This is a genomic window from Phyllobacterium sp. OV277 (assembly GCF_900104355.1).
Classification (GTDB): domain Bacteria; phylum Pseudomonadota; class Alphaproteobacteria; order Rhizobiales; family Rhizobiaceae; genus Phyllobacterium.
Window position 1 is genome coordinate 15,533 of the sequence record NZ_FNIY01000007.1, and the last position, 14,948, is coordinate 30,480.

Annotated in this window: 14 protein-coding genes; all 14 read right to left on the minus strand. The window is 56.5% G+C overall.

What is annotated here, in order from left to right; all coding sequences use genetic code 11:
• Position 1 precedes the first annotated feature (1 nt).
• On the minus strand, positions 2-406 hold the full coding sequence (gene mce, locus BLU05_RS19520; RefSeq protein WP_091883754.1) for a methylmalonyl-CoA epimerase: 405 nt from the start codon (positions 404-406) through the stop codon (positions 2-4).
• A gap of 8 nt (positions 407-414) precedes the next feature.
• Positions 415-2,088: a ribonuclease J gene (locus BLU05_RS19525; protein ID WP_091883755.1), complete on the minus strand. Its 1,674-nt coding sequence runs from the start codon at positions 2,086-2,088 to the stop codon at positions 415-417.
• A 19-nt stretch (positions 2,089-2,107) separates the two neighbouring features.
• Positions 2,108-2,932: a biotin--[acetyl-CoA-carboxylase] ligase gene (locus BLU05_RS19530; protein ID WP_091883757.1), complete on the minus strand. Its 825-nt coding sequence runs from the start codon at positions 2,930-2,932 to the stop codon at positions 2,108-2,110.
• Positions 2,933-2,950: 18 nt separating this feature from the next.
• Positions 2,951-4,387, minus strand: a complete 1,437-nt coding sequence (gene nuoN, locus BLU05_RS19535) for an NADH-quinone oxidoreductase subunit NuoN (protein WP_091883758.1) — start codon at positions 4,385-4,387, stop codon at positions 2,951-2,953.
• A gap of 19 nt (positions 4,388-4,406) precedes the next feature.
• Complete coding sequence (locus BLU05_RS19540; protein WP_091883759.1) at positions 4,407-5,912, minus strand: NADH-quinone oxidoreductase subunit M; 1,506 nt, start codon at positions 5,910-5,912, stop codon at positions 4,407-4,409.
• The gene (gene nuoL, locus BLU05_RS19545) at positions 5,912-7,900 is read right to left on the minus strand and encodes an NADH-quinone oxidoreductase subunit L (protein WP_175540675.1); all 1,989 of its coding nucleotides are present in this window, start codon (positions 7,898-7,900) and stop codon (positions 5,912-5,914) included. Before nuoL ends, BLU05_RS19540 begins: the two co-directional genes overlap by 1 nt.
• A gap of 7 nt (positions 7,901-7,907) precedes the next feature.
• Complete coding sequence (gene nuoK / locus BLU05_RS19550) at positions 7,908-8,216, minus strand: NADH-quinone oxidoreductase subunit NuoK (RefSeq protein ID WP_091883761.1); 309 nt, start codon at positions 8,214-8,216, stop codon at positions 7,908-7,910.
• Between the two features lie 13 nt (positions 8,217-8,229).
• Positions 8,230-8,850 carry an NADH-quinone oxidoreductase subunit J gene (locus BLU05_RS19555; protein ID WP_091883762.1) on the minus strand — a complete coding sequence of 207 codons (621 nt, stop codon included), beginning with the start codon at positions 8,848-8,850 and terminating at the stop codon, positions 8,230-8,232.
• A gap of 169 nt (positions 8,851-9,019) precedes the next feature.
• A complete protein-coding gene (gene nuoI / locus BLU05_RS19560) occupies positions 9,020-9,511 on the minus strand; it encodes an NADH-quinone oxidoreductase subunit NuoI (protein WP_091883764.1) in 492 nt (163 codons plus the stop codon).
• 11 nt (positions 9,512-9,522) lie between these two features.
• A complete protein-coding gene (nuoH, locus tag BLU05_RS19565) occupies positions 9,523-10,566 on the minus strand; it encodes an NADH-quinone oxidoreductase subunit NuoH (protein WP_091883765.1) in 1,044 nt (347 codons plus the stop codon).
• Positions 10,567-10,583: 17 nt separating this feature from the next.
• Positions 10,584-12,665 (minus strand): NADH-quinone oxidoreductase subunit NuoG, encoded by a 2,082-nt coding sequence (nuoG, locus tag BLU05_RS19570; protein WP_091883766.1) that lies wholly within the window; start codon positions 12,663-12,665, stop codon positions 10,584-10,586.
• On the minus strand, positions 12,665-12,976 hold the full coding sequence (locus tag BLU05_RS19575; protein ID WP_091883768.1) for a pentapeptide repeat-containing protein: 312 nt from the start codon (positions 12,974-12,976) through the stop codon (positions 12,665-12,667). Before BLU05_RS19575 ends, nuoG begins: the two co-directional genes overlap by 1 nt.
• Position 12,977: 1 nt before the next feature.
• Positions 12,978-13,577 carry a hypothetical protein gene (locus BLU05_RS19580; protein WP_091883769.1) on the minus strand — a complete coding sequence of 200 codons (600 nt, stop codon included), beginning with the start codon at positions 13,575-13,577 and terminating at the stop codon, positions 12,978-12,980.
• A 12-nt stretch (positions 13,578-13,589) separates the two neighbouring features.
• A complete protein-coding gene (gene nuoF / locus BLU05_RS19585; RefSeq protein WP_091883771.1) occupies positions 13,590-14,894 on the minus strand; it encodes an NADH-quinone oxidoreductase subunit NuoF in 1,305 nt (434 codons plus the stop codon).
• Between the last annotated feature and the right edge of the window lie 54 nt (positions 14,895-14,948).

Below are 14,948 nucleotides of genomic sequence, written 5' to 3' on the forward strand. Positions count from 1 at the left end.
TTCAGACCTGCTCCAGTTCGATCAGCGTCCCGTTGAAGTCTTTCGGGTGAAGAAAGAGAACTGGTTTGCCGTGGGCGCCGATCTTTGGTTCGCCGTCGCCCAGAATGCGGGCGCCTTGCTCTTTTAGATGATTTCGCGCCGCCAGAATATCGGTCACTTCGTAGCAGACGTGATGCATGCCGCCTGATGGGTTCTTGGCAAGGAAAGCGGCAATCAGCGAATCCGTATTCAGCGGCTCAAGCAGTTCGATCTTGGTATTGCCGACATCGATGAAGACAACGGTAACACCATGCTCCGGCAGAACCTGCGGCGCGGTGAGTTTTGCGCCAAGCATATCGCGATAAACAGCAGATGCCGCCGCCAGATCAGGAACAGCGATAGCAACATGATTCAGACGGCCGAGCATCATTTACCTCAAACGCGCGTTACGAACACGGTGACAACAGGCTTTTTGCCCCATGCCTCGTTGGTTGCAGCGCGCACCGCGCGGCGAACAGCCTCACGGACCATGGCGAGATCCCTACGCTTTTCCCGCGGAATACTTTGCACGGCGCTCACTGCAGCATCATAAAGCAGGTCTTCGAGAAGTTCACCTTCACGGTCATTCTCCGGCAGCCCGACAGGCACGACTTCCGGGTCTTCAATGATGTTGTACTTGGCATCAAGCAGCATCGACACGGCGACATGGCCGACATAGGAAAGCTTGCGGCGGTCAACGATGCCGACTTCTTCCTCGTCGCCGATCAGCCTGCCATCCTTGATCAAGCGGCCAAATGGCGCCTGATCGATGATCTCGGCCTTACCCGGTGCGAGACGCAATATATCGCCATTGCGCACCTGCGGCACTTCCGGAATGCCTGCCATGGCGGCGAGCGAGCCCTGTGCTACCAGATGTGCGGCTTCACCGTGAACTGGCACGAGGATACGCGGACGCACCCATTCATACATGCGCTTCAGCTCATTGCGGCGCGGATGGCCTGATACGTGCACCAGCTGATCATCATCGGAGATGATGTGAATGCCCTGTTCGATCAGCAGGTTCTTTGTCTCGATGATCGGCTTTTCATTGCCGGGGATCGTGCGCGACGAATAAATGACCGTGTCACCGGCCGAAAGCGCCACACTGCGCATTTCATCGCGGGCGAGCTTGGCGAGTGCAGCACGGGATTCGCCCTGACTGCCGGTCAGGATGATGACAATGTTTTCGCGGGGAATGAAACCGTAGTCCTCTTCGGACAGGAACTCCGGAATGCCGTCGAGATAGCCAAGTTCGCTGGCCACAGCGATCATGCGCTTCATCGAGCGGCCAAGCACCAGCACCTGGCGCCCGGCATCGCGGGCAGCAATGGCAATGGAGCGGATACGCCCGACATTCGACGAGAAGGTCGTGATGGCCACGCGGCCACGGGCATTCTCGATGATGTCGCGCAGACTGTCGCCGACTTCGCGCTCGGATGGCGATTCACCTTCGCGCAGCGCATTGGTGGAATCGCACATCATGGCGAGAACGCCTTCATCACCGAGCGCACGGAAACGCGCTTCGTCGATCAAAGGTCCAAGCGATGGTTCCGGGTCCATCTTCCAGTCACCCGTGTGGATGACGGTGCCAAGTGGTGTCTTGATTGCCAGCGAGACAGGTTCGGGAATCGAGTGGGTCACGGCGAGCGCTTCGAACTCGAAAGGGCCGACGTTGAATTTCTCTCCGGCACGGTAAATCGTAACGGGAATATCCGGTGCGCCCGGCTCGGAGTGACGCTTGGCTTCCAGCAATCCGGCTGTGAACGGCGTCGCATAGACAGGCACATTCAGCATGGGCCAGAGGTCCAGCAATGCGCCATAATGGTCTTCGTGGGCATGTGTGATCACAATGCCTTTGAGATTATGCCGTTCTGCCTGCAGAAAACGGATATCAGGAAGCACAAGATCAGCGCCAGGAAGATCCGGTCCAGCAAAGGTGACGCCCATATCAACGACGACCCATTCGCGTTTGTGAGCGGGGCCATAGCCATACACGGCCAGATTCATCCCGATCTCACCAACACCGCCTAGAGGCAGGAACACCAGTTCCGCCTGATCGGAATTTGCCATTTATACTCCTAACAACCGGCTATCCGGCACTTGCTGATGCGACTGCACCGAAGTGAACATCGCCGGCAGCAATCTTCACCCTCTCCCCATCATTATCGCGTATGACAAAACGACAGTCTTCGTCAATTGTCTCGAATATACCACGCAGCACCGAGCCGTCGACTCGTACTGCAACTTCACTGCCAATTCCGGCGGCCCGCTTCAGCCAACGCTTGCGGATTTCCGAGAGACCACGCCCCTCGTCCCAGATGCGGCTGTTTTCCTGCCAAGCATCAGACAGTGCCAGAAACAGGGTTTCCGCATCGCAATCCGCGCCGAGTTGCTTCAACGATGTGGCTGGATACGGCACGTCCTCAGGGTATGCAACCACATTGACGCCAATGCCAACGACGACAGCGAAGCGTCCGTCAGGCAAAAGCGTCGATTCAAGCAGAATGCCCGATAGCTTGGCCTTGTTGATCAGGACATCATTGGGCCATTTGAGTTCAATGCGCAGGTCAGACTTGCCTACGCCATCAACACCAACGGAAATCGCCGCCTGCGGGCACACCGCATCGAGCGCATCGGCCAGCGAAAGCCCGGCGACGAAGCCAAGCGTTGCTGCAGTCTTCAATTCAAAATTACCAGTAAGCAACAGCGATGCGGCCAGATTGCCGTGGGATGTCGCCCAAGCGCGGCCACGACGCCCGCGCCCGCTCTCCTGTTTTTTGGAAACAATCCACAACCGCCCGGCGTCACCCTCCTGCGCGCGTTCCAGCGCAACAGCATTGGTCGAACCAACAGTGTCAAAAGCTTCAAGCCTGAAACCGTTTTGCTGCGCCAGTGGCGAGAGCGAAAATCCCATTGATCAGGGTTCCCGGCCTCAGAAGAACGTTTTCGCGGCAGCTTCCGCATAGGTGCTAACAGGACCACCGATGAGCACATAAAGCAGCGTCAGCAGGCCTGAAACACCAAGAACCAGACGCAGTTCGCCGGCAACCGGAACAAAGCCTTCGGCTGGCTCATCGAACCACATGATCTTGATGATGCGCAGGTAGTAGAACGCGCCCACAACCGAAGCCACGATACCGATGATAGCCAGCGCATAGAGGTTGGCCTGAACAGCGGCAAGGAAGGTGTACCACTTGCCCCAAAACCCGGCGAGCGGCGGAATACCTGCTAGCGAGAACATCAGGATGGTGAAGATTGTCGCCATGATCGGATTGGTGCGGGAAAGTCCGGACAAATCCTCGATCAGTTCGACATTGCCGTGCTTGCGGCGCATCGCCAGAATGAAGGCAAACACACCCAGCGTGGTGATCAGGTAGATAAACATATAGATGACGACGCCGCGCACGCCAACCTGTGTACCGGCAGCCAGACCAACAAGCGCATAGCCCATATGGCTGATCGATGAATAGGCCATCAGGCGCTTGATGTTGCGCTGACCAATGGCGGCGAACGCGCCCAGAACCATTGAGGCGATGGCGATGAAGACGATGATCTGCTGCCAGTCATGGGTGATCGGCTGGAACGTCTCAACGGCAACACGGGTAAGCAGGGCCATAGCGGCCATTTTCGGTGCCGTGGCAAAGAACGCAGTGACCGGGGTCGGCGCGCCTTCGTAAACGTCGGGTGTCCACATGTGGAAAGGCACAGCTGATATCTTGAAGGCAAGACCCGCAAAGATAAAGACCAGACCAAACACCACGCCAAGCTGACGTTCACCGCCTGCAAGCGCCTGTGCGATACCTTCAAAACCTGTGTGACCGGTAAAGCCGTAAACGAGCGAGATACCGTAAAGCAGCATACCGGATGACAGGGCGCCGAGGACGAAATACTTCAGGCCAGCTTCCGTCGAGCGGGTGCTGTCACGGTTGATCGCGGCAACGACATAGAGCGCCAGAGACTGCAATTCGAGGCCGAGATAGAGCGACAATGTATCATTGGCCGAGATCATCAGCAGCATGCCGAGGGTCGCCAGCATGATGAGGATCGGGAATTCGAACTTGTCGAATTTTTCAGCCTTGGCAAAACCCACCGACATGACAAGCGTGACAATGGAGCCAACCAGTGTCAGCACCTTCATGAAGCGCGAGAATGGGTCCGAAACAAAGGCCCGGCCAAAAACATGGCCATCATGCGGGAACAGGACAACGAGCGCCAATGCTGCAAGCAGCACGGCAACCGCCAGTCCGTTGACCACGGAATTTGCCCGTTCACCGGAGTAGGCCCCGATCATCAGAAGAGCCAATGCTCCCACTGCGATGAGCAGTTCAGGGGCCATAAGCGTCAAGTTGGCAATCATGTCGGTCTGCATCGGCCTTGGCCTCTTCCTGCTATTTCAGCGCCAGTGTGGCGGCTGCGGACAGCGCGTTATTGTATTGATTGATAAGGGCGTGAACCGAGCTTGCCGTCGCGTCGAAAACGGGCATCGGATAAACACCATAGAAGATGGTGAGGATCACCAGCGGATAGACAACCAGCTTTTCGCGTGGCGACATGTCCAGCAGTGACTTCAGGCTTTCCTTGTCGAGCGAACCGAACACCACGCGGCGATAGAGCCACAGCGCATAGGCCGCCGAGAAAATCACACCTGATGTTGCAAACAGTGCAACCCATGTGTTGACCCGGAAGACACCAAGCAGCGTCAGGAATTCACCGATGAAGCCCGAGGTTCCCGGCAGGCCGACATTGGCCATGGTCAGGATCAGGAACACCACCGCATATTTCGGCATGTTATTGACAAGGCCACCATAGGCAGAGATTTCGCGGGTATGGGTGCGATCATAAACAACACCGACGCAAAGGAACAGCGCGGCTGAAACGAGGCCGTGCGAAAGCATCTGGAACAATGCGCCCTGAATGCCCTGCTCGTTCGCTGCAAAGATACCCATGGTCACGTAACCCATGTGCGCAACGGAGGAATAGGCGATCAACTTCTTGATGTCTTCCTGCATCAGCGCAACCAAGGATGTGTAGACGATGGCAACAACCGAGAGCGTGTAGATCAACGGAGCAAAATCAGCCGAGGCAACCGGAAACATCGGGAGGGAGAAGCGCAGGAAGCCGTAGCCACCGAGCTTCAACAGGATACCGGCCAGAATGGCGGATGCCGCTGTCGGTGCTTCCACGTGCGCATCCGGCAACCAGGTATGCACAGGCCACATCGGCATCTTCACGGCAAAGGATGCAAAGAATGCCAGCCACAGCCATGTCTGCATGGACACAGGGAAAGAATGTGCCAGCAGTGTTGGAATGTCTGTCGTGCCAGCCTGCCAGTACATGGCCATGATGGCGATCAGCATCAGGACAGAACCGAGCAGCGTATAAAGGAAGAACTTGAAGCTGGCATAGACGCGGCGCTTGCCACCCCAGACGCCGATGATGATGAACATCGGCACCAGCACGGCTTCGAAGAATACGTAGAACAGCACGATATCCAGCGCACAGAACACACCAATCATCAGTGTTTCAAGCACGAGGAAGGCAATCATGTATTCCTTGACGCGGGTCTGGATCGCTTCCCAGCTGGCAAGGATGCAAAGCGGCATCAGGAATGTCGTCAGGATGACGAACAGCATCGAAATGCCGTCCACGCCCATATGATAGGAAATTCCGGAGTCGAGCCAGGCAAGCTTTTCCACGAACTGGAAGCCGGCATGGCCCTTGTCGAAATAGTACCAGATCGGCAGGGACAAGAGGAATGTGATAACCGTCGTCCACAGTGCCACATTGCGGATATTGCGCCGCGCGGATTCACTGTCATCCCGGATCAGAAGGATCAGGAGCGCACCGACCAATGGCAGGAAGGTAACAGTCGAGAGAATTGGCCAGTCGGTCATCAGAAGTTGCTCCCGAGCATCATCCACGTGACGAGTGCGGCGACCCCAATGAGCATCGCGAACGCATAATGATAGAGGTAACCGGTCTGCAGACGCACCACGCGGTTGGTGATATCGACAACCCGGGCAGAAATCCCGTCCGGACCATGGCCGTCAATGAGCCAGCCATCGCCCTTCTTCCACAGGAACTTGCCAAGGGCCTTTGCCGGACGCACGAACAGGAAGTCGTAGAGTTCGTCAAAATACCACTTGTTGAGCAGGAACTGGTAGAGACCGCGATGCTGCTCGGCCAGACGCTTCGGCGTTTCCGGCGAGCGGATGTAGAAGATCCAAGCGAGGATAAATCCAGCCAGCATCGCCAGGAATGGCGAGGCGGCAACAAGCGCTGGAACATGATGATGCAGTTCCAGAATCTCGTTTTCCTTGCCCGTAAACAGCGCGCCCTTCCAGAACTCGGCATATTCGTGGCCGAAGAAGTATTCGCGGAAGACCACGCCGGCAAACAATGCACCAATTGCGAGAATGAACAGCGGCACCAGCATGACATAGGGCGATTCATGGACGTGATGCATGACATCGTGCGAGGCGCGCGGCTTGCCATGGAACGTCATGAAAATCAGGCGCCATGAATAGAAGCTGGTGAACAGCGCGGCAATCACAAGCAGGACAAAGGCATAAGTGGCAGCCGGGCTTGTCGAAGCATAGGCCGATTCAATGATCGCATCCTTGGAGAAAAAGCCAGCAGTACCGATAGACGTGCCGGGAATACCAAGGCCGGTCAGGGCGATCGTGCCGATAACCATCATCCAGTATGTTTGCGGGATCAGCTTGCGCAGACCACCCATATTGCGCATGTCCTGCTCATCGGAAACCGCGTGAATGACGGAACCCGCACCAAGGAACAGCAGCGCCTTGAAGAAAGCGTGTGTGAACAGGTGGAAAATGGCGGCGCCATAGGCACCAAGACCGAGCGCCACGAACATATAGCCGAGCTGCGAGCAGGTCGAATAGGCGATGACGCGCTTGATGTCGTTCTGGACGAGACCAACCGTTGCCGCAAAGAATGCCGTGGTTGCGCCAACGAATGTGACGACAATCAAAGCCGTGTGCGACAATTCGAAGATCGGCGACAGGCGGGCAACCATGAATACACCTGCCGTCACCATCGTTGCGGCGTGGATGAGTGCGGAAACCGGTGTCGGGCCTTCCATCGCGTCAGGCAGCCATGTGTGCAGCAGGAACTGCGCCGATTTACCCATCGCGCCCATGAACAGCAGCAGACAGGCAACCGTGATCGCTTCCTGCTTGCCCAGCGCATAGCCGAGGAAATTCAGGACAATTTTGCCGTCCCCTGCTCCCTCTGCTGGAAGATAGGAGGCAGCTGATTGAAACAGCGTATCAAACTGAACCGTATCGAACAGGACGAACAGCGAGAAAATACCGAGAAGGAAACCAAAATCGCCGACGCGGTTGACGATGAAAGCTTTCATCGCCGCAGCATTGGCCGAGGGTTTTTTGAACCAGAAACCGATGAGCAGGTAGGAGGCAAGACCCACGCCTTCCCAGCCGAAGAACATCTGAACCAGATTGTCGCCGGTCACCAACATCAACATCGCAAAGGTGAAAAGCGACAGATAGGCGAAGAAACGCGGCCGATGCGGATCGTGATGCATATAGCCGATTGAATAGGTATGGACGAGCGCCGAAACCGTGTTGACGACGATCAGCATGACGGCAGTCAGCGTATCAATGCGCAAGGCCCAATCAAAGCTCAGCGAGCCCGATTCAACCCAGTGCAGGACCGGAACCTTGAATGCTTCGCCATGGCCGAGCGCTACGGTCGTGAAGGCAATCCATGAGAGGACCGCAACCACGATCATCAGACCGGTGGTGACATACTCGCTCGCCTTTGCGCCGATAGCCGAGCCGAAGAGCCCCGCGATCAGAAAGCCGAGCAGCGGAAGGAAGACAATCGCCAGATACAGCATGCCCCCGTCAACCTTTCATCATGTTGACGTCTTCCACGGCAATCGACCCACGATTGCGGTAGAACACGACGAGAATAGCAAGTCCGATGGCCGCCTCAGCGGCTGCAACGGTCAAGACAAACAATGCAAAAACCTGTCCAACCAGATCCCCCAGAGCGGCGGAGAACGCCACGAAGTTCAGGTTGACCGCAAGCAGGATCAATTCGACCGACATCAGGATGACGATCACGTTCTTACGATTGAGGAAGATACCAAAAATCCCCATCGTGAACAGCAGCGCGGAAACTGTCAGATAATGTGCGATACCGATTACCATCATGGCGCTCCTGTCAAATACCCTTGCCCGTTTCGACCTGCTTGACCTCGATGGCCGTCTCGGGCGTGCGTGCGACCTGCTGCGAGATGTTCTGGCGCTTCACGCCTTCCTTGTGGCGAAGCGTCAGCACAATCGCGCCGATCATGGCGACCAGAAGCACGAGACCGGCAATCTGGAAGTAATAGATGTAATCCGTATAGAGGATGTCGCCGAGCGCTGCCGTGTTGGTGCGCGTCGCCACATCAGGCGTTGGCTGAACGACAACCCGTCCAATGCTCGGCGCGAAGATCGAGCCACCGAGAACGACGATCAGTTCAACGGCGAGGATCATGCCGACAAGCGCGCCAATGGGTGCATATTGTAATGCACCGCGCTTCATCTCGGTAAAGTCCACATCCAGCATCATCACAACAAAGAGGAAGAGGACGGCAACCGCGCCGACATAGACCACAAGAAGGATCATCGCCAGGAATTCAGCACCGGTCAGCAGGAAGAGCCCCGCCGCGTTGAAGAAGGCGAGGATGAGAAACAGCACGGAGTGCACGGGATTACGCGCCGCAATCACCATGAACGCACTGGCGACGGTGATGAAGGCGAAGAGATAAAAAAACGCCGCCGCAATACCTGTCAGCATGGGTTCCCCCGATTTCCATTCCGGCAGACTGTTCTGCCATTTTTAAAGCGATTCACGGAAGCTTCCGCGTATTCGCAGCCTCTTAACGCATGTTCCTGCCGGGTAGAAGCACCCTGCCCTAAGACACATGCGCGCACTCGGATGAGACGACGCCCCATCCACTCAATTCTTACCGGTACGGCGCATCCATTGCGATGTTCCGGGCCAGTTCGCGTTCCCAGCGATCGCCATTGGCGAGCAGCCGGTCCTTGTCATAATAAAGCTCTTCACGGGTTTCCGTGGCGAACTCGAAATTCGGACCTTCAACGATGGCATCAACAGGACAGGCTTCCTGACAGAAGCCGCAATAGATGCACTTCACCATGTCAATGTCATAACGCACCGTGCGGCGCGTTCCGTCATTGCGGCGCGGGCCAGCTTCGATGGTGATGGCCTGTGCCGGGCAGATCGCTTCGCAGAGCTTGCAGGCAATGCAGCGTTCTTCGCCATTGGGATAACGGCGCAGCGCATGTTCACCACGGAAACGCGGGCTAAGCGGTCCCTTTTCGTAAGGATAGTTCAACGTCGCCTTCGGCGCGAAGAACTGCCGCATCGACAGGAAGAATGCCCCGACGAATTCCGCCAGCAGGAGCGATTTAGCAGCTTGTGCGAGTTGTGCCATGCTGATTCTCCTTACGGTGTCAGGCCGGTGATTTTAAGAAAGGCCGCGGTTGCGATGACCATGAAGAGCGAGATCGGCAGGAACACTTTCCAACCCAGACGCATCAATTGATCATAGCGGTAACGCGGAACGAATGCCTTCACCATGGCGATCATGAAGAAGACGAAGAAGAGCTTGAGCATGAACCAGATGATGCCGGGTACCCAGTTCAGGAACCATACATCCACCGGGGGCAGCCAGCCGCCGAGGAACAGGATCGTCGTCAGTGCGCACATCAGCGTGATGGCGACATATTCACCAAGGAAGAACAGCAGGAACGCGGTCGACGAATACTCGATCATATGACCGGCAACGAGTTCCGATTCCGCTTCGACCAGATCGAAAGGCGGGCGGTTGGTTTCGGCAAGCGCCGAGATGAAGAAAATGACGAACATCGGGAACAGGCCGAGCCAATGCCAGTCCAGGAATGTGTTTGGCAGGCCGACCATCGTGCCAAGGCCCGTTTTCTGCGACAGGACGATATCCGTGAGGTTCAGCGAACCGACGCAGAGCAGAACGGTGACAATGACGAAACCGATGGAGACTTCATAGGAAACCATCTGTGCAGCAGAGCGGAGCGCACCGAGGAACGGATATTTTGAGTTCGATGCCCAGCCGGCCATGATGACGCCGTAGACTTCCAGCGATGAAATGGCGAGCACATAGAGAATGCCAACATTGACGTTGGCGATCGCCCAGCCTTCATTGACCGGGATGACCGCCCAAGCAGCCATGGCAAGCACCGAGGAAACCAGTGGTGCCAGCAGGAAAATGCCCTTATTGGCGCCAGATGGAATGATCGGTTCCTTGACGACGAACTTCAAAAGATCGGCAAAGGACTGCAACAGACCGAACGGGCCAACCACGTTCGGACCACGGCGCAACTGAACGGCCGCCCAGATCTTGCGATCCGCGTAAAGCAGGTAAGCGATGATCAGCAGCATCACCACGAGCATCAGCACTGATTTTCCAAGGATAATCAGCAGCGGCAGGATGTAGGTTGCGAAAATTTCCATATCAGTCTCTTCCCCGCCTACTCGGCCGCCTGCTTGAACCCGCCCTTGGCCAGCGCGGAACATTCAGCCATGACGGCGGAGGCGCGGGCGATCGGGTTGGTCAAGTAGAAGTCTTGCACTGGCGATACGAAGGCCGTCTTTTCAACGGTGCCCGATGCATTGGCCAGTTTCTGGATATCGGCAGCGTCACCGGCCTTGATGGCGTCGATGACAGCCAAATGCGGGTATTCTGCATAAAGTTTGGCGCGCAGTGCGGCCAGCGTGTCGAATGGCAGCTTCTTGCCAAGCACATCGGACAGTGCGCGCAGGATCGCCCAATCTTCCTTGGCATTGCCGGGCGCAAAAGCAGCACGGCTGGTCATCTGCACACGGCCTTCCGTGTTGACGTAAGTGCCGGATTTTTCCGTATAGGTCGCACCCGGCAGGATTACGTCAGCATTGTGTGCGCCCTGATCGCCGTGGGTACCGATATAAACGGTGAAGGCACTGCCTTTGTCCGCCCAGTTCAACTCATCGGCACCGAGCAGGAACAGCACATCGAGTGCGCCCTTCATTTCGGCAACCGACTTGCCGCCCTCGCCCGGCACGAAACCGATATCGAGTGCGCCAACGCGGCTGGCAGCAGTATGAATAACCCCGAAACCGTTCCAGTCATCGGCAAGTGCGCCAGTGTCCGCAGCGATCTTGGCGGCAAGCGCCAGAACCGCATTACCATCCGCACGGCTGAGAGCGCCCTGCCCGATGATGATGATTGGCTTCTTGGCCTTCTTCAGCACCGCGTGGAATTTTAGCGAACCATTGGCAAGTTCCGCCAATGTATCAGCACCAGCGCCGAGATATTCGTAGTTGAAGCGCAGGTCGGCCTGTTCGCCGATCAGTGCAATCGGGATACCAGCGGCGCGCCAGCGCTTGCGCAGACGCGCATTGAGCAGCGAAGCTTCATAGCGTGGGTTGGAACCGATGATGAGGATGGCATCAGCATCTTCAATACCGTCAATGCTTGGATTGAAGATGTAAGACGCGCGGCCATTGGCGGTGTTCAGCACCGTTCCGTCCTGACGCCCGTCAATATTGGCAGAGCCAAGCGAGGTAACGAGCTGTTTCAGCGCATACATTTCCTCGACGGTGGCAAGATCACCGGCAATCGCGCCGATCTTGTCGCCTGTCGTCTTGGCAATAGCAGCCTTGATTGCGTCGAAAGCCTCCGGCCAGCTTGCCGGAACGAGACGGCCATCCTTGCGAATATAGGGGCGGTCAAGGCGCTGGGTGCGCAGACCATCCCAGATGAAGCGGGTCTTGTCGGAAATCCACTCTTCGTTGACAGCCTCATTGACGCGCGGAAGTACGCGCATCACTTCGCGGCCACGCGTATCGACGCGGATCGATGAGCCGACAGCATCCATCACGTCAATGGATTCGGTCTTGGTCAGTTCCCACGGACGGGCCTGAAAAGCATAGGGCTTCGATGTCAGTGCGCCGACTGGGCAAAGGTCAATCACATTGCCCTGCAATTCCGATGTCATCGCCTGTTCGAGATAGGTGGTGATTTCGGCATCTTCGCCGCGACCAATGAGGCCAAGCTCGGAAATACCGGCAACTTCCGTCGTGAAGCGAACGCAGCGGGTGCAGTGAATGCAGCGGGTCATCACCGTCTTGACGAGCGGTCCGATATACTTGTCTTCAACGGCGCGCTTGTTTTCCTTGTAGCGCGATGCACCGATGCCGAACACCATGGCCTGATCCTGCAGATCGCACTCGCCGCCCTGATCGCAGATCGGGCAATCCAGCGGGTGGTTGATCAGCAGAAATTCCATCACGCCTTCACGGGCCTTCTTGACCATGGGCGTGTTGGTGAAAATCTCCGGAGTTTCGCCATTCGGGCCCGGACGCAGATCGCGCACGCCCATGGCGCAGGAAGCGGCAGGCTTGGGTGGTCCGCCCTTCACTTCAATCAGGCACATGCGGCAATTGCCGGCGATCGACAAACGCTCATGGAAACAGAAACGCGGCACCTCGGCACCCGCCGTTTCTGCAGCCTGCAGAAGCGTGTAGTGATCCGGTACTTCGATTTCCCTACCGTCGACTTTGATCTTTGCCATTATTCTTCTCCGGCACGGGTTGCCGCTTCATAAGCTTCAAACAGATCTTTCAGGGGAACGCCATTGATCGTCATTCCTGCGAGCATGGCGTTTTCGATCTTAACATTGCTCATATTAACATTTGTGAACAAGGTATTGGAAAGGTTCACATCTTCAACTTTTGAATTGCTGAGGTTCGTATTACCGATCCGCACACAAGACAGGTTAACGTTGTTAAATCCGGTGTTCGACAGATTGACATCGTCAAAGATGGAATTGGTAATCACGCATTCGCGTACATCAAGAACATCGCGCCTGGAATGTATCTCCATTTCAATGCCCCCCTGATGAGGTCTGGAGAGCTTTGGCCTGCGCCGTCCACTCATCCCGCACGATACGTCCGCCAAACTTCAAATGATCATCGATCCGGGCGACTTCTTGCGCCGACCACGCCGCAATCTGGGCATAGGTGTAGACACCAAGGCCGTTCAGAACCTGTTCCAGCTTTGGACCGACACCCGAAATCCGCTTCAGATCATCGGGCACAACAGATTTTTCCGTAGCAACCAGCTTTACCGGTGCAGCGGAAACAGTGACCGGAACTTCAGCAGCCTTGACGGTAACGGCTTTGGGAGCAGTTTCCACCGACTTCTTGCGTATGATCGTCTTCAATTCAGCAACATCTGGTGCTTGTTTGGCATCAGCCTCAGGCAAAGTACCCAGCGGCTTCAATTTTGTATTGGCATCAAGCACACCGGCCAGAGCACCGGCCCACAGGCCCCACATCTGGCTGGCAATACCGAGACTTAAAACAGACGCAGCCGCCAGCGCGCCTATGGGCGGCGTCAGCAGATTGGCAGCCGGAACGATCTGCTTCGGCATCACTGCCGACCAGTCTGCGCCCGGTTTTTTGTCTGTCTTGTTATCCGGCATGTCCCCTCAACCCTACTCTGCTGCAACAAGCACGGGGCTTGCCGAAGAAGCATTGCGTGTGAATTCATCAATGCGGCGCTCGATCTCAGGACGGAAGTGCCGGATCAGACCCTGCACCGGCCATGCAGCCGCGTCGCCAAGCGCGCAGATGGTGTGGCCTTCGATCTGCTTGGTCACGTCGAGCAGCATGTCGATTTCGCGCTTCTGCGCATTGCCGACTGCCATACGTTCCATGACGCGCCACATCCAGCCTGTGCCTTCACGGCATGGTGTGCACTGGCCGCAGCTTTCATGCTTGAAGAAGTAGGACAGGCGCGCAATCGCACGAACGATATCCGTGGATTTATCCATGACAATAGCCGCAGCCGTTCCGAAAGACGACTTGACGTTGCGCAGGCCATCGAAATCCATAGGGCAATCGATAATGTCAGCAGCCGGAACAACCGGGCAGGATGCACCGCCGGGAATAACCGCCAGCAGATTGTCCCAACCGCCGCGGACACCGCCCGCATGCTTATCAACCAGTTCGCGGAAGGTGATGCCCATGGCCTCTTCAACCGTGCAGGGACGATTGACGTGGCCGGAGATCATGAACAGCTTGGTGCCGACATTGTTCGGACGGCCAATGCCGGAGAACCACGCAGCACCACGGCGCAGGATGGTCGGGGCAACGGCAACGGATTCAACATTGTTGACGGTTGTCGGGCAGCCATAAAGACCCATATTGGCCGGGAATGGCGGCTTCAGGCGCGGCTGGCCTTTTTTGCCCTCAAGGCTTTCCAGCAAGGCCGTTTCTTCACCGCAGATGTAAGCGCCAGCGCCGTGATGGACGTAAATGTCGTAGTCCCAGCCGTTCTTGTTGTTCTTGCCGAGCAGCTTGGCATCGTAGCATTCGTCAATGGCCGCCTGCAGCGCTTCACGCTCGCGAATATATTCACCGCGAACATAGATGTAGCAGGTGTTGGCACCCATGGCGAAACCGGCAATCAGGCAGCCTTCGATCAGTGTATGCGGATCATTGCGCATGATATCGCGGTCTTTACAGGTGCCCGGCTCGGATTCGTCTGCATTGATAACGAGATAATGCGGGCGACCATCGCTTTCCTTGGGCATGAAGGACCACTTCAAACCCGTCGGGAAGCCGGCACCACCACGGCCACGCAGGCCGGAGGCTTTCATCTCGTTGATGATCCAGTCACGGCCTTTGGCGATGATCCCCGCTGTGCCATCCCATTGGCCGCGTGACATCGCACCCTTCAACGATTTGTCGAAAAGGCCGTAAATATTGGTGAAGATGCGGTCTTTGTCAGCGAGCATATCGCACCCGTCCTACTCTCTTCGTCCATTCTCCAGCGGAAACGCCTATCGTTT

What these genes read in the sequence shown, in the direction of transcription:
- BLU05_RS19540 (WP_091883759.1), bottom strand. Translation starts at nt 5,912, where the DNA reads ATGACCGACTGGCCAATTCTCTCGACTGTTACCTTCCTGCCATTGGTC.
- nuoL (WP_175540675.1), bottom strand. Translation starts at nt 7,900, where the DNA reads ATGCTGTATCTGGCGATTGTCTTCCTTCCGCTGCTCGGCTTTCTGATC.
- nuoN (WP_091883758.1), bottom strand. Translation starts at nt 4,387, where the DNA reads ATGCAGACCGACATGATTGCCAACTTGACGCTTATGGCCCCTGAACTG.
- BLU05_RS19525 (WP_091883755.1), bottom strand. Translation starts at nt 2,088, where the DNA reads ATGGCAAATTCCGATCAGGCGGAACTGGTGTTCCTGCCTCTAGGCGGT.
- nuoH (WP_091883765.1), bottom strand. Translation starts at nt 10,566, where the DNA reads ATGGAAATTTTCGCAACCTACATCCTGCCGCTGCTGATTATCCTTGGA.
- BLU05_RS19580 (WP_091883769.1), bottom strand. Translation starts at nt 13,577, where the DNA reads ATGCCGGATAACAAGACAGACAAAAAACCGGGCGCAGACTGGTCGGCA.
- BLU05_RS19555 (WP_091883762.1), bottom strand. Translation starts at nt 8,850, where the DNA reads ATGCTGACAGGTATTGCGGCGGCGTTTTTTTATCTCTTCGCCTTCATC.
- BLU05_RS19575 (WP_091883768.1), bottom strand. Translation starts at nt 12,976, where the DNA reads ATGGAGATACATTCCAGGCGCGATGTTCTTGATGTACGCGAATGCGTG.
- nuoF (WP_091883771.1), bottom strand. Translation starts at nt 14,894, where the DNA reads ATGCTCGCTGACAAAGACCGCATCTTCACCAATATTTACGGCCTTTTC.
- nuoI (WP_091883764.1), bottom strand. Translation starts at nt 9,511, where the DNA reads ATGGCACAACTCGCACAAGCTGCTAAATCGCTCCTGCTGGCGGAATTC.
- mce (WP_091883754.1), bottom strand. Translation starts at nt 406, where the DNA reads ATGCTCGGCCGTCTGAATCATGTTGCTATCGCTGTTCCTGATCTGGCG.
- nuoG (WP_091883766.1), bottom strand. Translation starts at nt 12,665, where the DNA reads ATGGCAAAGATCAAAGTCGACGGTAGGGAAATCGAAGTACCGGATCAC.
- nuoK (WP_091883761.1), bottom strand. Translation starts at nt 8,216, where the DNA reads ATGGTAATCGGTATCGCACATTATCTGACAGTTTCCGCGCTGCTGTTC.
- BLU05_RS19530 (WP_091883757.1), bottom strand. Translation starts at nt 2,932, where the DNA reads ATGGGATTTTCGCTCTCGCCACTGGCGCAGCAAAACGGTTTCAGGCTT.